General features: G+C 65.2%; 22 protein-coding genes. 4 read left to right on the top strand and 18 right to left on the bottom strand.

Features of this window, described 5'->3' with window-relative positions; genetic code table 11:
* Nucleotide 1 precedes the first annotated feature (1 nt).
* The 10 genes from iolB to iolG all read right to left on the bottom strand — a co-directional run bounded on the left by iolB (nucleotide 2) and on the right by iolG (nucleotide 11,367).
* Nucleotides 2-799, bottom strand: a complete 798-nt coding sequence (gene iolB, locus RT513_RS14350; RefSeq protein ID WP_290686844.1) for a 5-deoxy-glucuronate isomerase — start codon at nucleotides 797-799, stop codon at nucleotides 2-4.
* A complete protein-coding gene (gene iolE / locus RT513_RS14345; protein WP_313534122.1) occupies nucleotides 796-1,728 on the bottom strand; it encodes a myo-inosose-2 dehydratase in 933 nt (310 codons plus the stop codon). Before iolE ends, iolB begins: the two co-directional genes overlap by 4 nt.
* 3 nt (nucleotides 1,729-1,731) lie before the next feature.
* On the bottom strand, nucleotides 1,732-3,564 hold the full coding sequence (gene iolD, locus RT513_RS14340) for a 3D-(3,5/4)-trihydroxycyclohexane-1,2-dione acylhydrolase (decyclizing) (RefSeq protein WP_290686848.1): 1,833 nt from the start codon (nucleotides 3,562-3,564) through the stop codon (nucleotides 1,732-1,734).
* Complete coding sequence (iolC, locus tag RT513_RS14335) at nucleotides 3,561-5,471, bottom strand: bifunctional 5-dehydro-2-deoxygluconokinase/5-dehydro-2-deoxyphosphogluconate aldolase (protein ID WP_290686850.1); 1,911 nt, start codon at nucleotides 5,469-5,471, stop codon at nucleotides 3,561-3,563. Before iolC ends, iolD begins: the two co-directional genes overlap by 4 nt.
* Nucleotides 5,458-6,576 (bottom strand): Gfo/Idh/MocA family protein, encoded by a 1,119-nt coding sequence (locus RT513_RS14330; protein WP_290686852.1) that lies wholly within the window; start codon nucleotides 6,574-6,576, stop codon nucleotides 5,458-5,460. Before RT513_RS14330 ends, iolC begins: the two co-directional genes overlap by 14 nt.
* The gene (locus tag RT513_RS14325; protein ID WP_290686854.1) at nucleotides 6,576-7,355 is read right to left on the bottom strand and encodes an ATP-binding cassette domain-containing protein; all 780 of its coding nucleotides are present in this window, start codon (nucleotides 7,353-7,355) and stop codon (nucleotides 6,576-6,578) included. The genes RT513_RS14330 and RT513_RS14325 overlap by 1 nt, the downstream gene beginning before the upstream one ends.
* The gene (locus tag RT513_RS14320) at nucleotides 7,355-8,464 is read right to left on the bottom strand and encodes an ABC transporter permease (RefSeq protein ID WP_088214598.1); all 1,110 of its coding nucleotides are present in this window, start codon (nucleotides 8,462-8,464) and stop codon (nucleotides 7,355-7,357) included. The genes RT513_RS14325 and RT513_RS14320 overlap by 1 nt, the downstream gene beginning before the upstream one ends.
* A 64-nt stretch (nucleotides 8,465-8,528) precedes the next feature.
* Entirely contained in the window at nucleotides 8,529-9,452 is a 924-nt protein-coding gene (locus RT513_RS14315; protein WP_290686861.1) for a sugar ABC transporter substrate-binding protein, read from the bottom strand.
* Nucleotides 9,453-9,509: 57 nt separating this feature from the next.
* Nucleotides 9,510-10,367: a sugar phosphate isomerase/epimerase gene (locus RT513_RS14310; RefSeq protein WP_290686863.1), complete on the bottom strand. Its 858-nt coding sequence runs from the start codon at nucleotides 10,365-10,367 to the stop codon at nucleotides 9,510-9,512.
* On the bottom strand, nucleotides 10,360-11,367 hold the full coding sequence (gene iolG, locus RT513_RS14305) for an inositol 2-dehydrogenase (protein WP_290686865.1): 1,008 nt from the start codon (nucleotides 11,365-11,367) through the stop codon (nucleotides 10,360-10,362). The genes RT513_RS14310 and iolG overlap by 8 nt, the downstream gene beginning before the upstream one ends.
* Nucleotides 11,368-11,501: 134 nt before the next feature.
* Between iolG and RT513_RS14300 the strand changes: the two genes are divergently transcribed.
* Nucleotides 11,502-12,509 (top strand): LacI family DNA-binding transcriptional regulator, encoded by a 1,008-nt coding sequence (locus RT513_RS14300; protein ID WP_290686868.1) that lies wholly within the window; start codon nucleotides 11,502-11,504, stop codon nucleotides 12,507-12,509.
* Between the two features lie 2 nt (nucleotides 12,510-12,511).
* Here the strand turns inward: RT513_RS14300 and RT513_RS14295 are convergent, their stop codons facing one another.
* From RT513_RS14295 to RT513_RS14265, 7 genes are all read right to left on the bottom strand, one after another.
* Nucleotides 12,512-13,321 (bottom strand): IclR family transcriptional regulator, encoded by an 810-nt coding sequence (locus tag RT513_RS14295; protein ID WP_290686869.1) that lies wholly within the window; start codon nucleotides 13,319-13,321, stop codon nucleotides 12,512-12,514.
* A gap of 85 nt (nucleotides 13,322-13,406) precedes the next feature.
* Complete coding sequence (locus RT513_RS14290) at nucleotides 13,407-14,255, bottom strand: sugar phosphate isomerase/epimerase family protein (protein ID WP_290686871.1); 849 nt, start codon at nucleotides 14,253-14,255, stop codon at nucleotides 13,407-13,409.
* Nucleotides 14,256-14,281: 26 nt separating this feature from the next.
* Nucleotides 14,282-15,988, bottom strand: coding sequence for an FAD-dependent oxidoreductase (locus RT513_RS14285; RefSeq protein ID WP_290686873.1), 1,707 nt, complete (start codon nucleotides 15,986-15,988; stop codon nucleotides 14,282-14,284).
* Nucleotides 15,978-17,759, bottom strand: a complete 1,782-nt coding sequence (locus RT513_RS14280) for an FAD-dependent oxidoreductase (RefSeq protein ID WP_290686875.1) — start codon at nucleotides 17,757-17,759, stop codon at nucleotides 15,978-15,980. The genes RT513_RS14285 and RT513_RS14280 overlap by 11 nt, the downstream gene beginning before the upstream one ends.
* A gap of 10 nt (nucleotides 17,760-17,769) precedes the next feature.
* Nucleotides 17,770-19,125 (bottom strand): MFS transporter, encoded by a 1,356-nt coding sequence (locus RT513_RS14275; RefSeq protein WP_088214606.1) that lies wholly within the window; start codon nucleotides 19,123-19,125, stop codon nucleotides 17,770-17,772.
* Between the two features lie 230 nt (nucleotides 19,126-19,355).
* Complete coding sequence (locus RT513_RS14270; protein WP_290686877.1) at nucleotides 19,356-20,177, bottom strand: sugar phosphate isomerase/epimerase; 822 nt, start codon at nucleotides 20,175-20,177, stop codon at nucleotides 19,356-19,358.
* A 7-nt stretch (nucleotides 20,178-20,184) separates the two neighbouring features.
* Nucleotides 20,185-20,796, bottom strand: coding sequence for an NIPSNAP family protein (locus RT513_RS14265; RefSeq protein WP_290686879.1), 612 nt, complete (start codon nucleotides 20,794-20,796; stop codon nucleotides 20,185-20,187).
* Nucleotides 20,797-20,925: 129 nt separating this feature from the next.
* Between RT513_RS14265 and RT513_RS14260 the strand changes: the two genes are divergently transcribed.
* The 3 genes from RT513_RS14260 (at nucleotide 20,926) to RT513_RS14250 (ending at nucleotide 24,984) form a co-directional block, all read left to right on the top strand.
* The gene (locus RT513_RS14260) at nucleotides 20,926-21,738 is read left to right on the top strand and encodes a shikimate dehydrogenase (protein ID WP_290686881.1); all 813 of its coding nucleotides are present in this window, start codon (nucleotides 20,926-20,928) and stop codon (nucleotides 21,736-21,738) included.
* A gap of 90 nt (nucleotides 21,739-21,828) precedes the next feature.
* On the top strand, nucleotides 21,829-22,758 hold the full coding sequence (locus RT513_RS14255; RefSeq protein ID WP_290686883.1) for a helix-turn-helix domain-containing protein: 930 nt from the start codon (nucleotides 21,829-21,831) through the stop codon (nucleotides 22,756-22,758).
* A gap of 48 nt (nucleotides 22,759-22,806) precedes the next feature.
* On the top strand, nucleotides 22,807-24,984 hold the full coding sequence (locus RT513_RS14250; protein ID WP_290686885.1) for a TonB-dependent siderophore receptor: 2,178 nt from the start codon (nucleotides 22,807-22,809) through the stop codon (nucleotides 24,982-24,984).
* An 88-nt stretch (nucleotides 24,985-25,072) separates the two neighbouring features.
* On the opposite strand, the gene RT513_RS14245 is transcribed toward RT513_RS14250, so the two are convergent.
* Nucleotides 25,073-26,449: a PAS domain-containing protein gene (locus RT513_RS14245; protein WP_313534121.1), complete on the bottom strand. Its 1,377-nt coding sequence runs from the start codon at nucleotides 26,447-26,449 to the stop codon at nucleotides 25,073-25,075.
* Between the last annotated feature and the right edge of the window lie 104 nt (nucleotides 26,450-26,553).

Genomic DNA, 26,553 nt, shown 5'->3' with positions numbered 1-26,553 from the left:
TTTATCTTGTGAGGCTCTCCATTTCCGGCGCGACGATGAAGCGCCAGTTCCGCCGCGGCCCTGCCATGACGTTGAGATAGTAGAGTTCGAAACCGAAGGGGGCGCCGCAGGGATGATGGCCGCGCGGCACAAGTACGACATCGCCATCCCGAACTGTCATGGTTTCGTTCAGGGCCCCGTCATCTGTATAGACGCGCTGCACCGCCCAGCCCTCCGCCGGGCGAAGTCGATGGTAGTAGGTTTCTTCCAGATAGGTGATCCGCGGGAAGTCGTCTTCGTCATGCCGGTGGGAGGGGTAGGACGACCAGTGGCCCGCGGGGGTAAAGACCTCCGTCACCAGCAGGCTGTCGCAGAAATCTTGCGCTTCCATGGCGATATTGTTGATGTAGCGGGTGTTGGTTCCGTCGCCGCGCGGGGTAAGCTCGATCCCGTCGGGCCCGATGCGCCGCGGCGGATGGCCACCCTTGCCCGGTGCCGTGCAGAGTGCGATCGTGCAGCCCGTCACCGCCTCCGCCGCCCAGTCCGATCCGTTCGGCAGGTAGAGAGAATGCGGCGGTGTGCGGTCGAAAACGTCCATCCGATCGCCGAGCACCCCCCAGTCCTGCCCCGCGGCCCGGAACGCGGCCTTGCCCTCCACCATGACGAAGATCGCCTCCCGGTCTCCCGTCGCACCGGAAATACGGTCGCCGGGGCGCAGGCGGTGGAGCGTGAAGCCCACGTAACGCCATCCGGCGTTTTCGGGTGTGATGCAATGGACCTCGCCATGATGACCGAAGGGACGGCGGAGAAGGGCGCTCATGGCCGCGTCTCTGCAGCGACGGCCCGGTCCAGCCCCGCCTCCCGCGTAGCGGCGCGCAGAGAGTCGAGACCGAGGGTCTGGTAGATGAGCGGATCGTAGCGGTCGGGATCCTGCTCCGCTTCAATGACCAGCCAGCCCTGATAGCCTGCCGTCGCGAGTATCCGCAGCAGCGGCAGGAAGTCGATCGCTCCCTCCGGGTCGCCCGGCACGGTGAAGGCCCCCGCCAGAACGCCCTGAAGGAAGGAGAGGTTCTCCATCCGCACGCGCTCCGTCACCCCGCGGCGGATATTCTTGGCATGGACATGCGCCACGCGCGCGACATGGCGCGCCAGCACCGTCTCCGGGTCACCGCCTCCAAAGGCGCAATGGCCCGCGTCGAACAGCAGATGTGTCGCAGGCCCTGTCGCGGCCATGAAGGCGTCGATATCCTCGGGGCTTTCGACAACCGTGCCCATGTGGTGATGATAGGCGAGCGTCACGCCCTCATCCGCCAGATAGCGGGCGAATTCCTCCACTCGCGCGCCGAAGGCCGTCATCTCCGCCGCTGTCAGTCGGGGCCGATCGTTCACGGGCGCCAGAGGATCGCCATGCACGGTGTTGGAGCATTCGCACACGATGCAGACCTTGCAGCCGTTCACCTTGAGCTTCGCGAGATGGGGCTGAGCGGCACGGATTTCCTCATCCACACCGCGGGTGAGCAGGGCCATGGAATACCAGCCCGAGATGAAGCGAAGGCCATAGCGCGCCAGCAATGCCTTCAGCGCCTCGGGGTCTTCGGGCCAGCGATGGCCATTCTCGATTCCGTCGAAGCCGATGACTTCGCCCGCTTCGTGCAGAATGCGGTCCGTCGGAATGTCAGCGCCGATGGAGCGGTCGTCGTCATTGGCCCAGGCGATAGGGTTGGTGCCGTAAAGGATCATCTTTGCCATCCGTCAGTTGACCAGGTTCTGCCGCGCCAGCGCCTCGAGATAGCGGGCGCGGGCCTGCTGGAGTTTCTCGCCGTCGCCGGTGTCCGGGACGGCCACGTCCCACCAATGTCCCGCCTCGCCGAAACCGGGGCCATGGCTGGGGTCGGTCTCGATCACGATGACGGTGGGCAGATTGCGGAGACGCGCGGCAGCGACCTGCGCCTCCAGATCGGCGATGTCCGCGGCTTTGACCGCATGGGCGCCCATGCTGCGGGCATGGGCAACGAAGTCGATCTCCGGCTGTGCTTCGACCGCGCAATCGGCATAAAGGTTGTTGAAGGCTTCGCCCCCCGTGCCCTGCTGGAGACGGTTGATACATCCATATCCGCGATTGTCCGTCAGGATGACCGTGAAGGGGATGCGCCGCATCACAGCGGTGGCGAGTTCGGAGTTGGCCATCATGTAACTGCCATCGCCGACAAAGCAGAGCACCTCCCGCTCCGGCTGCGCGAGCTTCAGGCCCATGGCGCCGGCGATCTCGTAGCCCATGCAGGAATAGCCGTATTCCATGTGATACCCGCCCTGAGAGGCCTGCCACAGCAGTTTCAGCGCTCCGGGCATGGTGCCCGCGGCAGACATGGCGATGCTGGCCTCTGTCGCGGCACGCTGCACGGCGCCGATGACCTGCGCATCGGTGGGCAACAGGTTGGTGTTCCGGGGGCGCGCGCAATGCGCCTCCACCGCCGACAGCCAGCGGCTGCGCGCCGCCGCATCGGCATTCGTGGCGCGATAGGTCCCGAGCAGACCTCCCAGCCGGTCGAGCGCGACACGCGCATCGGCCAGCAGCCCGACGGCGCCATGCTTGTCGGCGTCATACCCTTGGGTGTTGATGCTGACGAGCCGTCGCCCCGGACGCGCGAAGAGCGACCATGAGCCCGTCGTGAAATCCTGAAAGCGGGTGCCGATGCCGATGACCAGATCCGCCTTGCCCGCCATGGCATTGGCTGCCGCCGATCCATCCACCCCGGCCGCGCCGTAATTCAACGGATGCGCTTGCGGGAGCGCGGATTTCCCGGCCTGCGTCTCCACCACCGGGATGGCGTGGCGGGCGGCGAAATCGGCCAGCGCCCTCTCCGCGCCCGAATAGATCACGCCGCCGCCGCAGACGATGACCGGTGCGGTTGCCTCCCGGATCAGGCGCGCGACCTCTGCAAGATCGGCGGCATCCGGTTCGGGGCGGCGGATACGCCAGATGCGCGGCGCAAAGAACGCCTCGGGCCAGTCATGCGCTTCCGTCTGCACGTCCTGACAGAAGGCCAGCGTGACCGGGCCGCATGTTGCGGGGTCGGTCATCACTCGCATCGCACGGGGCAGGGCCGTCAGCAGGTGCTCCGGCCGGGTGATACGGTCGAAGTAGCGGCTGACGGGGCGGAAACAATCGTTGGCGCTGACCGTTCCGTCCTCGAAGTCCTCGATCTGCTGCAGGACCGGATCCGGCCGGCGGTTGCCAAAGACGTCTCCGGGAATGAGGAGAAGCGGCAACCGGTTCACATGCGCCACGGCGGCGACGGTCACCATGTTGGTAGCCCCCGGCCCGATCGAGCTTGTCACGGCCTGCGCCCGCCGACGGGCATTCCCCTTGGCATAGGCGACGGCAGCATGGGCCATGGTCTGTTCGTTCTGTCCTCGCCATGTCGGCAAATCGGCGCCCACCCCGTGCAGCGCCTCGCCCAAACCGGCCACGTTGCCATGACCGAAAATCGCCCATACGCCTTCGATGAACCGCTCGCCCGCTTCGTTTTGCTGTTGCGAGAGCCAGCGCACCATGGCCTGTGCGGCCGTCAATCTGAGCGTCATGCCGCCTCCCTCCGCGCGCAGGCGCGCGCCTTGTCCCAAAGATCGCAGAGACGGCGATAGCGCGCTGCCATCTCCGCCACTGCCGCGGCATCGTCCGTGCGCCCGGCGAACCATTGCCGCGCCGCTTCCGCAAAGATCGTTCGCCCGACCGCGAAGCCCCGCACCAGCGGAAAGGCCGCCGCGATACGGAAGCTTTCTCCCAGCACCGCCTCGGGCGCGTCCAGCCCCAGCACGACGATGCCGCGGGTGTGGCGGTCATGCGATTCAATGGCGGCGATGGCCGCTTCCCATGCGGCCGGCGTTGTCATCGGCTCCAGCTTCCACCAGTCCGGGCGCACGCCGATTTCGTAGAACTGCCGGATGAGCACGGCGGTGGTGGTGTCATCTACGGGGCCGACACGCGAAGGAATGATCTCCAGCAGAAATTCCAGCCCGTTACGGCGCGCCGCTGTGAACAGGCGGAGCACCGTCTCCTCCTGCGCGGTCCTCATGTCGGGCGGGTCGGCGGGGTGGCAGAAGCAGAGCACCTTCACCACATTCTCCCTTGCCCACTCCTGCAAGCCGCCGCAATCGGGCCCCAGTTCCGGCTCCAGCGCGAGGGGGCGGGAGCCCGGCCATTCCGCAGGGCGGCCTATCCACAGTCCGCTGCCCGAGGCCGCGTGGAGCGCGCGCCGCCCGATCCGGCTGTCGCAGAGAATGCCGTAGCCCGTCCGCCCGCCCTGCACCTCGCGCGCGGCCCGGAGGCAGAGGTCCTTGAAGGCCGCGCCCTTCGCGGGGCTGTATCCCGCCATCTCCTCCAGTTGCGCGCGATGGTCGAAGGCGAAGATGCGGCAGTCCTCCCAGCCCGCGGTTCGGGTCGTTGACCAGTGTATCTGCTCAAGCTCCCGATCATTGCGCAGATCGGGGCGACGGAGGCCGCGCGACAGGAAGAAGCGCAACTCCTCAAGGCTCGGATAGGCAGGCGTGCAGCCATGACGACTGACGGCAAAGGCCCCGCAGGCATTGGCGTATTCGAGCGCACGCGGCCAGCTTTCGCCGTCCAGCCAGCCCTTCAGGAGGCCGGAGAAAAACCCGTCGCCCGCGCCCAGCACATTGAAGACCTCAATGGGAAAGCCCGGCCCGCTCTCCCCCGCATCGATACTGTCGGGAATCGGGCCGGCAAAGGCGACGGCCCCCGCAGCGCCCCGCTTGCAGACCAGCACGGCGCCCGAGACTTTCCGCACCGCACGGAGCGCGTCGAGCGTATCGGTGCTGCCGCCAGCGATATGGAACTCCTCCTCCGTGCCGACGATCAGGTCGAAGAGCGGCAGCGTTTTCTGAAGGCGGGCGGTCACCGCGGCGCTTTCCACGAACCGGCTCTCGCCCTCCCCATGCCCCGCCACGCCCCAGAGGTTCGGGCGATAGTCGATGTCGAGCGCCGTCCGTGCCCCGTGCCGCCGCGCGAGGTCGAGCGCTTTCAGAACGGCGGCTTCCGTCCGGGGATGGCTGAGATGCGTGCCCGTCGCGAGAACCGAGCGGGCCTCCGCGATGAGGTCTTCGTCGATATCGTCGGGCGAGAGCGCCATGTCGGCACAGTTCTCCCGGTAGAAGATCAGGGGAAAGCTATCCTCATCGCGGATGCCCAGCAGAACGAGCGCGGTGAGCCGCTCCGGGTCGGTGAGAACACCGCGCGTATCGACCCCCTCGCGCGTCAACTGCTCGCGGATGAACCGGCCCATGTGCTCATCTCCGACTTTCGTGATCACAGCCGACCGGAGGCCCAGCCGCGCGGCACCGCAGGCGACGTTGGTGGGGCTGCCGCCGATATATTTCGCGAAGGAGGCCATGTCCTCCAGACGGCCCCCGATCTGTTGGCCATAGAGATCGACCGAGGATCGGCCAATCGTGATCACATCAAGCGTCTTCATGCGCTGTCTCCTCGATGCGGACGGGGCGGCCCTCGGAGGCGGCCATGGCATGGATCACGCGCTCGATCGCGAGCCCCTGCGCGAAATCAGGCCCGCGGGAAGGTGCGCCGCCGATTGCCGCAATGATATCCCGGCATTCCACCACCTTCTGTTCGTTGAAGCCGAAGTTGTGGCCGGGCGCGGGGCAGAAGGCGGCAAAGTCGGGCTGCTCAGGGCCGGTGAGGTGACGTGTGAACCCGGCCTCTCCCCTGCGGTGGAGCCACAGTTCGTTCATGTTCTCCTGATCGAAGACCATGGTGCCATCGCTTCCCTGCACTTCCCATTGCAGGCGGCACTTGCGCCCCCGCGCCACCCGGGAGGTCGCGAAGGAGCCAAGCGCGCCCGAGGCAAAACGGACGAGGGCGAGCGCGCTGTCCTCGTTCTCCACCGCGCGCGGTCCATCGGGGGAGGGCCGTTCGGGAACCGTGATCTGGGTCAGCGCCGTGACCTCGGCAACCGGCCCCATGAGCGTGACCATCTGGCTCACGAGATGGCATCCCAGATCGCCGAGTGCCCCCAACCCTCCCTCCGCCTTCGTCATCCGCCACGTCCAAGGAAGCGCGGGATCGGCGGAATAATCCTCGTCATAGACACCGCGGAAAGCATGCGGGCGGCCTATCGCCCCTTCGGCCACCATTTTCGCCGCTGCCTGAAACGCCGGGCTCCGCAGATAGTTGTAGCCGAGCAGCGTGACCTGAGCAGGATGGCGGGCAGCGAGCGCCGCCATCGCCTCCGCATCCGGGAGCGTCAGAGCCATCGGCTTTTCAAGCCAGACATGCTTGCCCGCCCGCAGCGCGGCTTCCGCCATCCGGCGATGAAGTGCGTTGGGGGTGGTGATGGACACGACATCCACCAAGGGATCCTGCACCACCGCCTGCCAGTCATCGCTGCTCCGGGCGAAACCGAAACGGAACGCCAGAGCGGCAGCCCTGTCTCCGGGAGTATCGCAGAGCATCTCCAGCCGGGGGGGAGGGCCGCCAAAGACGGTCGCCACATTGCGCCACGCCATTGCGTGACATTTGCCCATGAAGCCCGTGCCGATCAGCGCCACGCCCAGCCCGGCCATCAGATCGTTCCTCCGAGGCTGCCTTCCAGTTGCGCGATTTCCTGCCCGCCGGCCATCATGTCCTGCAGGGCGGAGGCATCGATCTCTCCCTTGCGCGCGGTGCCAAGCGTCTGGCCGCGGTTCAGGACCGTGAACCGGTCTCCTACCGCCAGGGCGTGACGGACGTTGTGGCTGATGAAGACTACGCCCACGCCCTGCGCCCTGACCCGTGCGATGGTCGCCAGGACGTTCGAGGTCTGCCGGACGCCAAGGGCGCTCGTCGGCTCATCGAGGATCAGCACCTTGGCCCCGAAATAGACCGCCCGCGCGATGGCGACGGTCTGCCGCTCCCCCCCTGACAACGTGCCGACGGCCTGATCCGGCGCACGCAGGTTGATGCCCATGCGCTGCATCTCCTCCATGGTAACGGCATTCGCCCTTTCGATGTCGAAGCGCTTGAAGGGGCCGCGTCCGCGCGTCGGCTCCCGTCCCATGAAGAAGTTACGGGTGACGCTCATCAGCGGGATCATGGCAAGATCCTGAAACACCGTGGCGATCCCGGCCTCCATCGCGTCGCGCGGGCTTTGAAAGCTCATCGGCCTGCCTTCAAAGGCGATGGTGCCGGAGGTGGGTTTGTGCACCCCCGACATGGTTTTGATGAAGGTCGATTTTCCCGCGCCGTTGTCACCCAGCAGACAGTGACATTCTCCCGGCTGCACATCGAAGGTCACGCCATTCAGTGCGATGACATTACCGAAATGCTTGCGGATGTTTTCCATCTGGATGATGGGTTCGGGCATCACCGCTCTCCCGTCACGCGCTTGCGTATCACGTTGTTGAAGATCACCGCGAGCAGGAGCATTCCGCCAAGGAACACCTGGAACCAGTCCTGATCGAAGCTGGTATAGGTCAGGCCGATGGTGACCATGCCGAAGATGATTGCGCCGAAGAAGGCCCCGATGGCGGAGCCGTAACCCCCGGTGAGCAGACAGCCCCCTATCACGGCTGCGATGATGGCCTCGAACTCCTTCATGAAGCCCCGGCGCGCATCCGTGGAGCCGGAGTCGATCACGGTGATGATGGCGACAAGGGCGGCGGCACAGGCCGTCAGCATGAACAGCGCGATCTTGACCCGCCGCACCGGCACGCCGGAGTTCTCGGCGGCATTCCTGTCGCCGCCCGTCGCGAAGATCCAGTTGCCCCATGGAGTGCGCAGCAGCACGAAGGTGGCGATCAGCGCAAAACCCACAAACCACAGGATTTCCACCGGCACGCCCGGCACGCTCGGTGTGCCGGAGCGGAGCGTGGCGATCCAGCCTTGCCCGGCCATCCAGCGGAACAACCCGCCGAAAGCATCGCCGGAGAAAAGTGGGGCCAGCCAATCGCCCTCCACCGCTTCCCGCACGCCGCGAAGCTGCGTGGAGCCATTGGTGAACAGCTTCAGCCCCACCAGCGACGCGCCGCGCAGAATGAACAGGAAGGCGAGGGTCACGATGAAGCTGGGCAGCCCGGTGCGGAGCACGATCACCCCGTTGAGCGCGCCGATCCCCGCGGCGAAAGCCATGGTGAGCGGAATTGCGAGGATCAGCGGCAGGCCCATGTTGACGACAAGGACACCGAAGATCAGCCCTGCAAAGGCGATCATGGACCCGATGGACAGGTCGAACTCTCCGCCGATCATCAGCATCGCGGCCGCGATGCCCAGGATACCAAGTTGCGCCGCCGGGGTCATGAAGTTCATGACGCCCTGTGGCGTGAACATCGCAGGGCTGGCGGTGACGAGAAAGAAGACGGTGACGAGCACGAGACCGCCGATTGCGCCGAGCTCCGGCCGTTTCATCAACCGCGTGACGAGGCTTTCCGACCGGATCCGCTCATCCGCGGAAAGGGTCGTCGTATCCGATGCCATGGGTATTTCCCCCTGTTCGGTTCGGGTTCAGCCGGGCGCACTGCGCCCGGCGGCTGTGGCCCGGTCAGCGGATGCCCTTGGCGGACAGGTCGATGGCTTGTGAAGCGGCGGCCTTTTCCACGAGGTTCGGCCCGGAGGCCACGTCGCCCGCCGGCATCAGCCCGTATTTGGCGTTGAGCGCGAGGAAGCTCACCGGCAGATAGCCCTGAAGGTATTGCTGCTGGTCAATGGCGAAGGCTGCCTTGCCGTCCGCCACGTCCTGCAGGAAACCCGCAGAAAGGTCGAAGCTTGCCACCCTGACCTTGTCGGTCTCTCCAAGGGCCTCGACCGCGGCGACGGCCGGCTCGCCCACAAGTGCCGCCCCAAGCGTCAGGACGCTGTCGATCTCCGGGTCTGCCTCCAGCGCCGCGCGGACCTTGGACTGAACCTCCGCGGGGTCCATCTGGGTGGGGATCACGGCGACTGCATGGCCGAAGCCTTCGGCAAATCCGGCGCAGCGTTGGTCGAGGGAGACGTTGCCGACCTCATGGTTGACGCAGATCCCCTTCTTGCCGCCCATTTCCGCCAGCCGCGCACCCGCTGCCTTGCCCGCGTCGAATTCCGACTGCCCGACGTGGAGCCTGACGCCGAGATCATGGGCGACATCCCCACCGGAGTTCATCGAGATCACCGGGATCCCCGCCTCCACCGCGCGCCGGATGGACGGCCCAAGCGCATCGCCATCCGGGATGGACACGACAAGCCCGTCCGGGTTCTGATTGACCGCCGCGTCGATGAGCTGCGCCATGCGCACCATGTCGAAGGTCTCGGGCGAACGGAAATCTACAGTGACCCCCGCTTCCTTCCCGGCCGCGGCAGCGCCGTTCTTGACCACGGACCAGAACGGGTCCGCCGCCTGCCCATGCGCGACGATGACGATGTTCTGCGCCGCGACGGGCGCGGCGAGCGCCACTGCAATCGCCGCCACCGTGAGTTTCAGTCTGTTCATCTTTTCCTCCCCTGCTTCGATTGTGGTCTGACCGGGCCTCCCGTCCCGGCAGGATCATCAGGCAGGCAGGCTGTCCCGCTCCTGCGTGATCTCTTGAATTGTCCGAAGTCGCGCGGCGGAGGCGGTAATCATCGCCTCCAGCCGGTCGCGGAAGCCGTTCCCCTTGTCGGCGCGGAACGGGTCCGGCCCGGGGGCGGCAGGCTCCAGAATGATCGGGCCGCGATAGCCGATGGCGTCGAGCGCCGCGACATGGGCTGCGAAATCCGTATGGCCTTCGCCTATACCCTGCCGGTTGGAATCAGCCGCGTGATACAGGCCGATTGCGCCGCCGGCAGCGCGAAGCGCCGCCGGTGGATCGGCTTCCTCGATATTCATGTGATAGGCGTCGGGCAGCAGCGACAGGTTGGGGGCTGCCACCCGCTCGATGAGAGTCAGGCCCTGCGCCACGGTATTCACCTGATGGCTCTCATAGCGATTGAGCAACTCGAAGACGACGGGAAGACCCGCTGTCGCGGCAACCGTGGTGGTGTGCTGAACACTTTCCACAAGAAATCCCCACTCCGCCGCTTCATCCGCCAGCGGGCGGATGCGCCCGACCTGCCCGTGGACGGAGAGCCGCACCCCGGGATGATCCAGCCGCACCACCCACTCTATCAGCCGCGCGTAATAGGTGACTGCCGCCTGCCGCCGTATCGGGTCCGGGTGGCTGATATCGGCATCGCCCGGAGTGACGGAAAAGATTTGCAGACCCGCTTCGGCCAGCAACCGCCCTGACCGGGCAGGGTCCAGTCCGCCTATGTCACCGTGCAGTTCGACCCCGTTCAATTTCGCCCGACAGGCCCGCATGGAAATGCGCGACAGGTCTTCGCCCGCGAAAATCCAGGTGCAGCAGCCGATCGGGCGCATGTCAGGCATCCGCCATTTCGGGCGAAAAGCTGACGGCTCTGCCCGTCGCGGCGGATCGGGCTGCCAGTTCCGCGCAGGCGAGGGCGGTCACGCCATCCTGCAAGCTGACGGGCATCGGCCTGCCCTCCTGCAGCGCCTCCACGAACGCCGCCCATTCCCGCTCATAGGCCCGCATGTAGCGTTCGAGAAAGAAATGGACCGGCTTGGCCGATAGCGCGCCTGCCGCAGTGATTTTCTCCACCGTGTTTTCGAGCACGTTCTGGGCCGACAGAAGCCCTTCGGATCCCAGAAGCTCTATCCGCTGATCATACCCATAGCCCGCGCGGCGAGAATTGCGGATGACGGCGATCCGCCCATCCGCCCAAGTCATCGTGACAACCGCCGTATCCACATCGCCCGCGGCGCCGATCTCCGGGTCCACCAGCGCGCTGCCGGTGGCAAAGATCGTCTTCGGAGGGCCGTCGAACAACCAGCAGGCCATGTCGAAATCGTGGATCATCATGTCGCGGAACAATCCGCCTGACACCTTTACGTAGGCGACGGGCGGGGGCGCCGGATCGAAGGAGGTTATGGACAGCAATTCCCCTCTCCCTATCTCCCCCCCGTCATAGGCTGCCTTTAGAGCGGCAAAATTCGGGTCGAAGCGGCGATTGAAGCCGATCATCACAGGCCTGCCGGTATCGCTCGCCTTCTTCAGTGCCCGCTCTGCCCGCTCCAGCGAAAGATCGACCGGCTTTTCGCACAGCACGGCTTTCCCGGCGGCTGTCGCCCGTTCGATCAGCTCGGAATGTGTGTCGGTGGAAGTGGCGATCAGCACCGCGTCAATGGCGGGATCTGCGAGAATCTCCTCAATCTGCCGGACCTCTGCACCCACCTCGGCCGCCACGTCAGCCGCGGCTTCGGCATTTGCATCGGCTACCGCAACGACGCGGCTGGCCTGCGTGGCGGACATGGATCTGGCATGGACGCGGCCGATGCGCCCCGCCCCGATCAGGGCAACCCTGAGCATTCGTTTCCCCCCCGAATCGCGTCTGCGATCTCATGTTAGCGCTAGAATGACGACCACTGCACGCGCGTGCAACATAAACTGCACGCGCGTGCAAATATCTTTCCTCCCCGGGTGCCGCGGGGTAGAAAGGGCAGATGGACAAGCTCCCCGATCCCGAAGTCAGCGTTACCGCCGATGACGTGGCCGCCGCTGCGGGTGTGTCCCGCTGGACCGTGGCCCGCGCTTTCAAAAAGGATGCTTCGATCTCCCCCAAAAGCCGGGATCGCGTGCTTACCGCCGCCCGGCGGCTGGGATACGCGCCTGATCTGCTGGCGGCATCGCTGGCATCCGACCGTTCCAATCTGGTCGCGCTCATCACCAATGACTTCAACAACCCCCACAAGCTCGTGCTGCTGGAACGATTGACGCGGATCCTGTCCAGTCACGGCTGGGCGACGCTGCTTATCCACATGTCGGACAGCGATGACGCATCGGCTGCGTTGCTGGCGGCGAGCCAACGGCGCGTAGATGCTGCGGTTCTGATCGGGACGCGGTTCGATGACAGCGTGCTGGACACTGCGCTTGGGGCAAGGCGGGTCAAGAAACTCGTCGTCTTTGCCCGCTATAGCCAGAACCCGAACACACTGACAATCGCTTGCGACGATATCTTCGCCATGGGACGGATCGCGGATCATCTGGTTGAGGGTGGCTACCGGCGGCCCGCGTTTCTGGCCGGCCCGGACACGCAATCGGCCAAGCTCCACCGCAAGAGCGCCTTCATCGACCATTGGCGGAGCCGGACAGGGGGCGATGTGGCGACCGTTCACGCCGAGGCGTATGACTTCGGTGCGGCAATCGAGGCGGTCAGTCTGCTGTTCACCGGAGCGATGGACAACCGGCCGGACGTGCTTGTCTGCGAAAACGACATCCTCGCCATCGGCGCCATGGATGCGCTGCGCTATCGACTGGGGCTGAAAGTCCCGCAGGATGTTGCGGTCACGGGGTTCGACGACATTCCGCTGTCCCTGTCACCCGCCTACCGCCTCACGACCTATCGGCAGCCGATCACCCAGATGGCGGAGGCGCTGTTCGAGGTGCTGGAGGGCAAGCGGGAAGGGGATGTCCTGCTGCCCGGCCAGTTCATTCCCCGTGACACCGCTTGACTTCAGGCGACCTTCGGGCCCGCTCTTCGGGCGGGAAGCGCGAAATATTCCGAGGCGGGCGCGGCCATCCCCAATTCTGTCGCCGCCGACTGCAACAGCGGCGCCAGTTCCGCCATGCGGGTATCCGTCATCCGTACTGATGGCCCCGCGATTGACAGGCAGCCGAGTACTCGGTCCGTATCGGCATACCGCACCGTCACGGCCATCGCGGCCATGCCAAGAATATATGTGCTGACGGCCACGGAATAGCCGCGCGCGCGGGTTTCCTTGAGAATCGCCAGCAGCTCCGGGATGCCGATGGGTTTCGCCGGACCGTCGTCCCGGCCAAAGCCCTGCGCGCTGACGTGCTCCAGCGCCTCCTCGTCCCGCATCGCCGCGAGCCACGCCCGCCCGCCTGCAGAGGAGGCGAGGTGGACCACAACGCCCTGTTCCTGCCCAGGATCGTAGCGCAGCCCCGTGGTTGCCCCTTGCGCAACGGCAACCCAGGTGAGCGCGCTGTTATCGATGACCGAGAGGCGGATGAGTTCGCCTGATTCCGCGGCCAGCCGGTCCAGGATCGGCTGAACCACGTCATTGATCCCGGCGCGCCGCATGAAGCCAAGGCCGAGTGCCGCCAGCTTGATCGAGAGCGTGTAATCGCCCCCGTCCGCGATCTGACGCACATAGCCCAACCGGATCAACTCATGGAGAGTGCGGTGGACACCGCTGACGGGTTGACCGGTCATCCCCGCGATATGGGAGACCGACAACCCCTCAGGATGCTCGGCCAGCCCCTCGATGATGGCCAGTGACTTCTCGACGACGCTGCTCACGGTTTCACCTCGCTTCCGCTGATGTCAAAAAGACGTTCAACAGCGGAAAGGTCAACCGATGAACTCAGAAACCCTGCGTCGCGGCTCACGCCGCTTGTGCGAAAGGTCCCTGACGCGCGATCTTCCAGCCGAGGGGAGAGAGCCTGTCCACCGCCTCCATGACCGCCCGGTCTGCATCGACGTTCAGGATTTCGACGACGGAGAGGCCCTTGAATCCGGCCGCCTGCAACGCGCTTGCGGCAGCGGCGAAGTTGACGCTGCCGGTGCCGATCGCATCGTGGCGCCACTGCTGCTGACCGGTATCCGACATGTGAAGGAGGTCGAGATAGGGCACGACCAGCGGCAGCGCTTCGCTCAGGTCCTCATGGATGAAATGGGCATTCGCAAGGTCATAGCAGATGCGGAGCGCCGGGCTGTCAAACCGCTCCACGCAGGCCACCATGCTCCGCGCATCCGGCAGGACGCCCATGGGAACGTTTTCGAGAAAGACCTTCACCCCCGCGCGCTCCGCATGGGAGATGGTCTTTTCCAGCGCCCCGAAGAACCATCCCTCAAGCTGTTCTCGCGGTGGAGCATTCAAAGCGTTGTATCGGCCCGAGACCGAGACGAACCCCTGCGCCCCGAGTTCGTAGCATGCGTTCAGCATCTTCCGGTTGAAGCCTACCGTCATCTCGCGGATCTCCTCCCGCGGGGAGGCGAGGTTGTGGTCGAGGCTCTGCGCGGTCAGCGCATGGATCGTCAGCCCCTCGCGCTCCAAAAGCTTGCGGATACGGGCATAGTCGCGCGGCATCATGTTCTCGATATCCAGATGCGCCGGGCTGACCATCACGTCGAACTGGCGAAAACCCAGCTTCGACAGGCGGATCAGACTTTCTTCCAGCGGGATCGTCCAGGTGTCGCTGATCGTGTTCACGCCAAGCGGTAAATCGGTCATGTTTCTGCTCCTCTCAGATGTGGTCATCAGACAGCGCGGGCAACAGGCAGCGGCTCCGCGCACAATTCGCCCGCCGCATGTTTGGCGATACGCCAGCCGAAGACGATGGCCGGCCCGATGGTGGTACCCGGACCGGGGTAGGTGCCGCGAAAGATGGAGGCCAGGTCGTTGCCGCAGGCATAGAGCCCGGATATGGGCTGGTCGCTCCGGTTCAGGACACGGCCGAATTCGTCCCCCTTCAACCCGGCGCTGGATGCGAGGTCTGCCGGTTTAACGGCAACGGCGTAGAATGGACCCTCGCCCAACGGTTTGAGGCAGGGGTTGGCGCCGGCTGCCGGATCGCCGTTGAAACGATTCATTACCGATGTGCCGCGACCAAAGGCGTCGTCCCGACCGGTGGCGGCAAAGCGGTTGTACTCCTCTACCGTGCGTTGCAGTCCGACCGGATCGCACCCGATCCTGCGGGCGAGGGCGGCGATGCTTCCGGCCTCGGTCACGTAACCGGCCTTCAGCATCGCAGGCAGATTGCGGGCGCCGGGCAGGACCATCCCCAGCCCGTATTTCTGCATGAAATCCGCATCACAGACCAGATGGGCCGGGAACGCCCCCGCCTTGATCTGCGCGACGGAGAAGTCGTGGTAGGAATCGGATTCGTTCACGAACCGCTCCCCGCGCGCATTGATCGCAAGCAGGCCGGGCTTGGCCCGGTCGAGGATGATATGCGGCCAGACCGCCAGCGTCCCATCCGCGCGCCGGTAGGAGGAGCATGGCATCCATAGCGCGGGGCTGTCTCCGCCGTCATCAAACCCCGCGCCGATGGCCGTCGCAAGGTCCGCGCCGTCGCCGGTATTCGTCACCGGCCCGAGAGCATAGGCGCGCGTCGGTTCGGGGAACAGCCGGGCGCGGATGTCCTTGTTCCAGCAGAGACCTCCGGTCGCCAGAACCACGCCGCGGCGTGCGCGGATCTCGCGCCCATTCACCCGGGCTCCGGTGACGCGGCCCTGCTCCACCAGCAGCGCGTCGGTCGTGGCGTCGAACAGGATCGGCACCCCGGTTTTGCGCAGGCTGTAGACCAGCCGCGCGACCAGCGCATTGCCCATGAGCAGCCTCGTCCCCCGCCGGTATCGCAGCCGGTCCAGCGCGTAACGGCCGACGATTCCAACCGTCGTGCGAAGGTTGGTCAGCGAGGCAAAGGGGGAGAGCAGGGCTGACAGCTCGTTCCGCCCCACCATCATGCCACCCAACCCCATGAACTCCCGCCGGGGAGGGCGGACCCGGTCGAAGTCCGCACCCAGAAGCCGCCCGTCGAAGGGCAGGGGACCAAGCGCCCGCCCGCCAAACGCCTGCCCCGGCGCATCGATGTAATCGGGATGTGCAGTGGCGGCGGCGAACTTGACCTCCGTGTGGCGCTCAAGGTCCGCGACCGCCTCGGGACCCGAGCGGAGGAAGGCCGCCCGCAAATGGTCGCCACCCCGCTGTCCGACGATGGTGCGGAGGAACAGCTCGGCTTCCTCCACACGGTCCGGCACACCCGCGGCATCGGAAAGGTGGGTTCCGGGTATCCAGGTCGTGCCGCCTGATGTCGCCGTGGTGCCGCCGACCTGACCGGTCTTTTCGACGAGCAGCACGCTCAGCCCCGCGAGGGCGGCGACGAGGGCGGTGGTCATCCCTCCGGCGCCCGCGCCGATGACCAGCAGATCGACCTCGGTCAGCATTTCGGGATCAACGGGCATGGGTTTTCCTCCTCCCATTCGTGGCCGCGGCGGTTCCGGCTGCGGCCGTCTCTGCGGCCAGAAAGCCGAATGTCATTGCGGGGCCGAGCGTGATGCCGCCGCTCGGATAGCTTCCGCCCATGATGGAATTCATGTCGTTTCCCACCGCGTAGAGGCCGGGAATCGGCATGCCGTCGGCATCCAGGGCGCGCGCCCGCTCATCTGTGACGACGCCGGCAAAGGTGCCGAGGCTGCCGGGCGCGATCTCCACCGCGTAGAAGGGGCCCTTCCGAATGGGAGCGACCGCGGGGTTGGGGCCGTGATCGGGATCCCCCTGCACACGCCCGTATGCCGTTTCTCCCCGATGGAACTCTGGATCGCGCCCGTCTTCCGCGTGGCGGTTGTAATGCGCGACGGTGGTTTCCAGCCCCTCCGGCGAGATGCCGCAAACCTGCGCCAGATCGGTGAGCGTCCGGCCCCTTTTCAGATAACCGTTGCGTAGCCAGCGCCCGTACGGAAGGGGCGACGGCTTCACCGCTCCAAGTCCATAGCGGCGAAGGAAGCGGTGATCGCAGATGAGCCAGGACCGGACCCGTTCCCCCTGCGGAGTAGCCGCGATCATCTCGCGCACGAAATCGTGGTAGGGACCGCCCTCATCGGTAAAGCGGGCGCCGTTTGCCAACACCGCGATGAGGCCCGGCTTGCCCCGCTCCACCAGATGCGGAAAGCGACCCATGCTGCCGTCCGTCCGTGGTACCAGCGACACGGGGGCGTAGGCGGCGGCGTGGGTCTGTGTCCTGCTCACCTGGCCTCCCGCTGTCTCGGCAAGGCGCAGCCCGTCTCCGGTATTCGTTTCGGGTGCGGCGGAAACGTGCGGTGTGCCTGCCTCCACATGTGGCAGCAACTCTCGCAGGCGTTCCTCCGCGTGGGGAAAGCCGCCGGTCGCCAGCACCACGCCGCTCCGCACCGTGACGGCCACGGCGCCGTCCGCCGTCTCCAGCATCGCGCCGACAACCCGGGTCCCGTCCCGCAGCAGCGACCGCGCGCTCGCTCCGGTAAGAAGGGTGACGCCCAGATCCTCTGCGGAGCGCAGCAACCGCGCGGCAAGCGCATTGCCGTTCACCAGTTGCATCGCCCGCCCGTGTACGGCCAGATCGCGCAGATGCCGCAGCACCCGCCCCGTGACATGGCCGAAGGCGCGGGGACTGCGCAGGGCAGTCAGGAACATGCGCAGGTCCAGACCTGAGGCGATGCCCATGCCGAGCAGCGTGGTTTCCGGAATGGGCTCGCGCAGCTGCGCGATCAGCCCACCCAGCCGGCGCCCGTCATAGGGCGCGGCCACCACCGAACGCCAGCCTTCCGCCGCACCCGGGAGAGTGCCGTGAAAATCCGGCACGCCGGAGCCCGGCAGGAAGCGGACCTCTGTCCGTTGCTCGAAGAAGGCGAGCATTCGCGGTGCATCGCGCAGATAGGCCTCGATAAGGACGGGGTCGTAACGGTCGCCGATGACGGCGCGCAGATAGGCCCGCACCGCCGCCGGATCCTCCTCCTTGCCCGCTGCCTGTGCGTGGGGCGCGTCGGGGATCCACAGCCAGCCGCCCGAAATGGCGGTGGTGCCGCCGACCAGATTGGCCTTCTCGGCCACGATGACGGTGAGGCCAAGCGCCGCGGCGGTGGTTGCCGCCGCAAGCCCCCCCGCGCCGGAACCGATCACGAGCAGGTCGCAGGTCATCCGCTGATGAAGCACGACCGGTCCGTTACCGGGGGCGCTGGAGGGAGATGTCATGGGCATGGGAGCTTCCTTAATGCCGGCTGAGGATCGCTGCGATTGCGGCAATGACCAGGGGAATGGCGAAGACGATCATGACGGTGGAAAGGCTCGCCCCCGCACCGATCAGCATGCCGCCGAAGGTCGGCCCGACCACTGCGCCGAACCGTCCGACACCCATGGCCCAGCCGATGCCCGTGCTGCGAACGGCGGCGGGATAGAGGCTCGCGGCCAGGCCGTAGAACGCGTTGAACCCGCCGTAGATCGCCACCCCCATCAGGAAGGCGTTGATGAGCACCACGGGAAGCGGCATGGCGACCGTGCCGAAGACCACCAGCATTGCGGCGGCGACGATCAGGAAAATGGCGCCGACGCGGGACTGCGGGAAGACGGTGGAGAGCTTGCCCATCGCGATTGTACCGAGGCAGGCACCGAAGTTCAGGATCGCGCCGACATAGATCGCCTTGTCGAGCGACAATCCCGCGCCGGAGGCCAGCTTGGTGATCCACGAGATCACGAAGTAAAGCGACATGAAGCCCATGAAGATGCCGATCCAGAGCGCGATGGTCGCGCGGATGCGGCCGGGGGCGAAAATCTGACCGATGTTGAGGTTTCCGGCCTTGGCGGGGCGGGGAGGCAGTGCCGCGATGGGGGCATGGTTGAGGCGCGTCAGCACGCCGTTCACCCTTGTCAGGGCATTTCGCGGCTGGCGGCGGATGAGGAAGTCAATGGACTCGGGCAGCACCAGCCATACGATCGGCAGCGCGATGAGAGAGATGATACCCGCGCCGAGCAGCATCATGTGCCAGCCGAACTGAGGCAGCAGCGGCGCCATCGCAAGCCCCGTCAGCATGGCTCCCAGAGGATAACCCGCCGTCATGATCGACACGGCCAGCGCCCGCTCCTTCACGGGGGCGAATTCCGCCGCGATTGCCGCCATGGAGGCGAGGATCGCCCCGACGCCCACACCGATGACCAGGCGCAGCACCAGAAGCTCCGCCACGTTCCGGGCAAAGCCGCTCGCGATCATGCAACCGGTGATGATGGTGAGCGAGGCCAGGATCAGTGGCCGGCGTCCCCAGTGGTCCGCCAGCGGGGCCACGAAGAAGCACCCCACCACCATGCCGGCGAGGCTCGCGGAGAACACGATGCCCAGCCGTTCCGGCGAGAGCTGCCAATCCGTCGTCAGAACCGGCGCGATGTAGGAGAGGATCACTACATCCATTCCGTCGATCGCATTGAGCAGGAAACAGAGGCCGACAATCATGATCCGCAGCCCGGACCATTGATCGCTCGCGCCGATGTCCATGGCGGGCGCACCTTGCCGATAGGGCGCGGCAGTCTTTGTACCATGCGGTCCAAGGCGATCCGCGGTCGTTATATCGCTCATATTTCCTCCTCCAACGATGACATGCGAGCCCGGCGGTGTCTGTCCGGTCTCACCAGACAGCCTGCCCCGCTCCCCAAGGCGTGTAATCTCCCGTCGAAGATGATACTTTAAATGGAAACCGATTCAACAATTATATGAGATTCGATTTAGTGGACGAGGTAAAGAAAATGCCCGTGGCCAACGGACCCGGGCATCACCTTTTTAATTTGTATTATCAGAAACTTATTTCATCATAGACGACCGATGCCCCGCAGAATGCCTCGCGTGGCGGCCATTGCCATTTCCGCCCTTGCCCGGGCATCGACCTTCGATGCGAGCGCGCGATGAGGAACTTCGACGCTGATTGTCACATCCTGGGGAATCGCGCGGGCAAGCCCCGTCACGTCCACGCCGCCCAGGCCGGGCATGAGGCGTTCGCCCCGTGCAACCCGGATCAGCCCCTCGTCGGAGGGATCATAGGGCACTGGGCCGTCGCAGAACTGCACGTAGTTCATCCGGGCGCGAGGTAACCCTGCAACCTCTGCCGTGCTGCTGGAGGAACGGTCGAGATGAAGCGCATCTATCAGCACCCCGCCGTTGGGCTGCCCTGCCGCGGCGACGATCACGGCAGCCGAGGCGAGATCGGGTACTGCCGTCCACGGCATGAACTCCAGATCGGCCGTCTGCCCATGGCGCGCCGCGATCTCGCAGAGCCGCGCGAAGTTTGCCGTCAGCCGCCCTGTATCCGGGTCATCGCCCGCGACAAGGATATGCCGCGCGTCCAGCGCCTCGCAGCGCGCGCAGAACCGCTCTATCAACGGCCAATCGGTTTCCGGCTTCAGACGGATGATCTCGACGTCGCCCACGCGGATGCCATGATCCGAGAGCGCAGTCTTCATGTCGGCGAGCAGAGCGTCATCCGTCAGCAGGGGATAGTCCTGCTCGCCACTGGCCGCGGCCGGAAGCAGGCGTACGCCGAGCATATCATAGCCCGCCGCTGCCGCGACACGGACCGCCTCGACCGGGCCGATGTCGAAGACCGTGAGAAATGCGAGAGAAATGGCGTGGCTCATCGTCGCCTCACTGCAGGGGGGAGAAGGGAAGCGGCAGCGCGATCTGGCTCGTCATGTCGGGAAGCAGCCAATCCGGGCCTCCCTTGGGGGGCCAGACTCCATCTGCCACCGACTTCGCGCGCGCCGAACTGCGATCGGCAAGATTTGCATAAGGCCAAATCTGAGTGAGCCGGGGCGCGCCGTCCAAGCCGTACATCGCGACTGTCAGCTTGGAATACGCCTCCCGCGCCGGGACGGCGGTCCGCCATTTCTCCATCGTGGGGCGGATGCCGTTGATCTTTGTCTTGTAGGTGCGGAATTCATAGATCGGCCCAAAGTTTCCCGCTGCGACGGGCGGCAGGAAATCCAGCCCCCGGTAGCTTTCCATAGTCAGGCCGACCAGATGGTCGGCGCAACCGAAGGGATCAGCGTGGAGCAACGCGCGCCCCCGTTCGGCAAAGACCCCGCCCAGATCATCGAACGCGCGCAGAATGAAGATGCGGTTCAGCGCGCCGATGTCAGTAGCCCACGCACCGCAGAACCGCCCGGCGCCTTCCGTCACCCAACGCTCGAGTCCCGCTCCCGCCTTGCCGGCGCCGAAGATCACCGTGTCGAGTGTCGCAAGTTCATAAAACGTCATCAAAGCTCTCCTTGTTCGTCGGCTGACCCAGGTGAGTCAAAACATCCATGCGTATCCGTATTATAATTTAATACTTGAACCAAGTTCCATTTTATGAAAATTCACTTTCGATCAGTCGGAGGAAAGCGCATGGGACAGGTCCTGAAACTGGATGGAGAGACGATGATCTTTCCCGTCGTGGCTCATCCGGTGGGGCAGGTGAAATCACCCGGCGCGCTCAGCCAGATCATGGCTGAGCGAGGCTTCAATGGACTGGTGGTGCCGTTTCATGTGCAGCCGGAAGGGCTTCCCGCCTGGCTTGAGGGCGTGAAAGTCATGCGGAACTGCGGCGGCATCGTCGTGACGGTCCCGCACAAGATCGCCTGTCTCGACTTCTGCAGCCGGGTTTCTGACCGCGCACGCGCCTCTGGTGCGGTGAACATCGCCATCAGGGACGGCGATGACTGGATCGGCGACGCCACGGACGGGCATGGTTACATGGACGGGATCGCCGCAGAAGGGTTCGATGTCGGGGGCACGCCCGCGCTGCTGATCGGAGCGGGTGGCGCCGGGGCTGCGATTGCGTATGAAATCCTTGCCCGCGGCGCGAGCGAACTGGCGGTTCATGATATCGATATCGCGCGCCGCGACAGCCTGATCGCGCGGCTGGAGCAGCGGTTCCCGGGCAAGCTCCGTATTGGCGGAACCGATCCGCGGGGCTTTGCGCTCATTGCCCATGCGACGCCGCTTGGAATGAAGGAAAGCGATCCCTTGCCGGTAGATGTCTCTCGCCTTGGTGCAGATCAGTTCGTGGCGGATGTGGTGACCCGCCCGGCCGTTTCACCGCTGATCGCCGCGGCGCGGGCCACCGGTTGCAGGACGATGCCGGGAAGCGGCATGTTCGAGGCGCAGGCGTTTCTTCTGGCGGAGCTTCTGATGGGGGTTCGCCGTATCGCCTCCTGACGGCCGGAATTGACCGGTTGGGCTGCGGGTGATAGTTTTGGATGAGCCAGCCCGTGGGCGAGCCAGCCCCTTCACCCGCTGGATAATCCCGTGACATTCCGCCCGAACATGACGAGCCAGATCGAAGGCATCAGCCTTTGTGACACCCTCTCATGGCGGGGCTGGGACGGCGTGGTCGCGGATGTCTGGCATGCGCGGGGCGCCAAAGGGGCAGGTGGCACATACCTGTCCCCGGACCCACGCATCGTCGTGCTGCTTGAGGGGGCGGAGGCGTTGGCCCTTTCCCCTGTCGCAGGACGGGGGTTCCGGCCTGCCGGGCGGGTCTTCTATGTCCCTGCCGGGATGAGGGTGTGGAGCCGCGTCGATCACTCCCATTCCTTTCGCCATCTCGATCTTCATCTGGACAGTGCGCGGATGGAGGAGCGGCTGGGCGGGGCGATTGCCGGCGAGTGCTGGTCACGGCCGATCCTTCAGGGCGGCAGCGCGGCTCTTGTCACGCTTGCGGGCCTTATCGCGCGGGAATGCACGGAACCGGAGCGCCATGATCTGGCGGGGGAAGGGCTGATACAGGCATTCCTCGCCGAGCTTTTCGCCCTCCCTCCGGCGGCTGCGGCAAAGGGCGGTCTCACGCGCCGTCAACTCGCGCGTGTCCGCGAGCATGTGGAAGCCAATCTTGGCGGGCGCATCGCGATCACGGACCTTGCTCAGGTGGCGGGTCTTTCCGAAAGCTGGTTCACGCGCGCCTTCAAGCAGGCGACCGGACTGCCTCCGCATCAATGGGTGTTGCGGCGGAGACTGGCGAGAGCACAGGGATTGCTTGAGGCCTCCGACCTGCCCTTGGCGGAAATTGCCTGTGCGGTGGGCTTTGCGGATCAGGCGCATCTGACGCGGAGTTTCCGCAGCGCCATCGGGATCACACCGGGAAACTGGCGGCGGGAGCGCGATACTACACGGCGCGGCAGGATCCGACAAATTCCGACAGAAACGATCAAGACAGATGGAGCGCTTCCCCCTAGGTGAGGTCGGCCCAGCACCCCTCCATCCGTCTAACGCCTTCAGGGAGTCCCCATGTTCCGCACGCCGCGCGCCCGCCTCGCCTCCACCACCGCCTGTCTGACGCTGCTCGCGGCGCTGCCCGTTGCGGCCCAGCAGGCCACCCTCTCCCCGGTCTATCTTGACGGTCAGGCCACAGGAACCGGCCCCGTCGGAGCGGATGCCAACCCTGTCACCCTGGTGGGAACCAAAAGCGCCACGCCGATCACGGAGATCCCGCAGTCGGTGAGCGTCATCGGCCGGGAAGTGTTCAACGTCCTCCAACCCACCAAGGTCGATGAGATCCTCGGCTATACAGCGGGTGTGAGCCCTGCGCCCTTTGGCTTCGACACCGATACCAACTGGATCAACATCCGCGGCTTCGAGGCGACACAGACCGGTATGTTTCTTGACGGTCTGGCGCAATATGCCTTCGGCTTCGGGGGGTTCTATACCGATCCCTTCCTGCTGGAGCGGGTGGAGGTGTTGAAGGGGCCAGCGTCCGTGCTCTATGGCGGCTCCAATCCCGGCGCTATCGTCAACATGGTTTCCAAACGCCCGACGGGAACGCCGGGCGGTATGGTTGAGGCTGGCGTCGGCACCGACAGCCGCCGTTGGATCGCGACCGATGTGAACGGCACGGCGGGTGGCTACGACTGGCGCTTTCTTGGCAAGATCAACACGGAAAAGTCGAACGGCGCATTCGATGACGGGCTGACAGGCCTGATCGCGCCCTCCGTCACCTTCGATCTGGGCGAGGCGACGGAGATGACGCTTTCCGCCACGCTCTACCGGGTGGATGAAACGCATGTCGGCGGCTCCTGGCTGCCCTATGTCGGCACGGTGAGGGGGGCGGACTTCGGCTTCATTCCGCGCGACTTCAACACCTCCGACCCGCGGCTGGACTGGTATGAACGGGATCAGGCCACGCTTTCCTCCGAGATACGCCATCGGTTCGACAACGGCTGGGTGCTGAGCCAGGGGATACGCCTTGCATGGTCGGATATCGACGAAAGCGCGCCTTATGCCTACGGGTATGGCTACGGCGACACGTGGAACGAGACATTCTCCAACCATTTCGCGATGCTTCCGCAGGATCCTAAGGCGAACCTGTCCCGCATCCTCTTCCAGCAGCAGACCACATCGCGGAGCGCGCTGGCCGATACCCGGCTCGAAGGAACCGTCGAAACCGGCGCGGTCCAGCACCGGCTGACCTTCGGGCTTGATCTTCGCATCTTCAAGATGGACCAGGTACAGGCGTCCTCGTCCTCGCCGTCTGCACCGACGATATCCGTGCTCGATCCGGTTCGGGGTGCGGTCTTCCCGCCTGCCGTTCCCTATATCGATCAGGATATTACCATGCGTCAGGCGGGCCTCTACGCGCAGGACCAGCTCCGCTGGGGCAACTGGATTGCCACGGCGAACGCGCGTTACGACTGGGTGGAGACCTCATCCGGCCGGAACGAGGCCACGGGCGCCGAGGGCGTGGATCGCTCGGACGGGGAGTTCACGGGGCGGCTGGGCCTTGCCTATGCCTTTGCCAATGGGGTGACCCCGTATGCCTCCTATGCGACCTATTTCACGCCGCAGATCGTCAACGATGCGGCGGGCAACAAGGTAGAGCCTGAAACCGGTCGCCAATGGGAGGCGGGCGTGAAATGGGCTCCGTCCCAACGTACCTTGCTGACACTGTCCGCCTTCGATCTGGAGCGGGAGAATGTGTCGATCAGCGCCTGGGGCGGGGCGGGTTACGAGTATTTCCAGGTCGGCAAGATCCGCTCCCGCGGGGTTGAGCTGGAGGCGCGGGGCGAGATCATGACGGGCCTCACCCTCACCGGTGCGCTGACATCCATGGATATCGAGGTGCGTGAGGATGTGAACCCGGCCCTCGTCGGCAAGACACCCAAGGCGACGCCGGAAAACTTCGCCTCGCTCCGGCTCGACTGGCAGGTGGCGCAGGTGGAGGGTTTGAGCGTCATGGCGGGTGTGCGGCGGCTCGGGTCCTCATGGGCGGACGACCTCAATCAGTACAAGGTCGATGGAGCGACGCTCTACGATCTGGGCGCGAGCTATGCCTTTGGCGAGGGTTGGCTGGTGGCTGCCTCGGTGACCAACCTCACCGACCGGGACTATGTTTCCTCCTGTGACGGCGCGCTGTCCTGTTTCTATGGCGATGGGCGGCGCGCCTCGCTTTCGCTGCGCAAGAGCTGGTGAAAGGGCGGGTGGCGTTTACGGCTCGCGGAACGCCGCCATCACCGTCGCCAACCTTGGGGATCATGGCGATAGCGGCCGATCGGAGGGATCAGGTGGACTTTGTGTCGCCTGTCTGCATGGCCGCAAGGTCTGTCACCAACTGAAAGCGTACTCCGTCGGGCAGATATTCCACCTGCGCCGTGCCATCGACAGAGGCCGACAGGGCGTATTCGATCATCGTCGAGCCGAAGCCCGTCCGCTCGGGTAGCATGACGGTCGGGCCGCCGGTCTCGATCCAGCGGAGTTCGAAGCGCTTGCCCTCTATGAACCACTCCACCCGGACCCGCCCTTCTTCGCCCGAGAGCGCGCCATACTTGACGGCATTCGTCGCCAGTTCGTGCAGCGCCATGGTCAGTGCACTGCTCGCCCGGTGGGAGATGTCCAGATCGGGGCCAAAGTAGTGAATCCGGCGCTCGCCGTTAAATGGCAGCACGGCCTTCTCCACTGTCTGCCGCAGAGCGGCGATATCCCAGTCCTTGCCGGTGAGGACGTCATGCGCGCCGCTCAGCGCATTGATGCGACGCAGCAGAACATCCCGCATATCGGGGAGCGGCGCCTCGGCACGAAGGGATTGCCGGACGATGGATCGAACCGTCGACAGGATATTCTTGATCCTGTGCCCCATTTCCCGGTTCATCAGGTCACGATAGGCTTCGGCCGCCCTCCGCGCGGTGATGTCGATGGAGACCCCGCTCATCAACACGGGCCGATGGTCGTCGTCAAAGCGTGTTTCCGCCCGGATCTCGATCCAATGAACGGATCCATCCGGCCAGATTACGCGATATTCAACGTGGAGATCACCACCGGCGGCGAGCGCGGCTGCCACCGCTGAATACCAGCGCTCTACATCATCGGGATGGATGGCGGTCTTCAGATCGGCATAGCTGAAGCTTTCTGCCGGGGCGCGACCGAAATTCGCCTTGCAGATCGCAGAAGCGACGAGTCTTTCGCTCGCCACGTCGAGCGTCCATGTCCCCAGCCCGCCCGCCTTCAGGGTGAAGTTCAGCCGCTCCTCGCTCGCCGTCAGATCGGCGATACGCTGCTGCATCCCGCGTTCCATTTCGTTGCGGTCGCTGGAGAAACCCGCCGTCCGCTCCCATGTCACGTCAAGTTGCGAGGCAAAGAAATAGGTCAGTTCCCCCTCGTCGAACACGGGGGAGACGAGCAGCCGGTTCCAGAAGATCGTGCCGTCCTTGCGGTAATTGAGCAGATCGATCTCGAGCGGTTCACGGTCCCGGATGGCGTGACGAAGCCGTCCCACATCTTCCACATTCGTGCCCGGCCCCTGAAGAAACCGGCAGTTGCGCCCCAGAACCTCCTCCCTCCCATAGCAGGTAAGCTTCAGAAAGGCGTCGTTCGCAAAGACGATGGGATTGTCCGGCTGCCGGGGGTCGGTGATGATCATCGGCATCCGCGTGGCGCGCATGGCAGCGGCAAACGGGTCTGACCCTGGCTTTCGGCGGTGTATCTCGCGGTCGATGCGGAGTTCTTCCAGAGGATTGCTCATTATGCTCTACGCTCGCCGTCGCC

The sequence above is a fragment of the Haematobacter sp. genome, assembly GCF_032102465.1.
In the GTDB taxonomy this organism is placed as follows: domain Bacteria; phylum Pseudomonadota; class Alphaproteobacteria; order Rhodobacterales; family Rhodobacteraceae; genus Haematobacter.
Note: the sequence above shows the minus strand (reverse complement) of the source record. Positions and strands in the feature narration are given on the sequence as shown.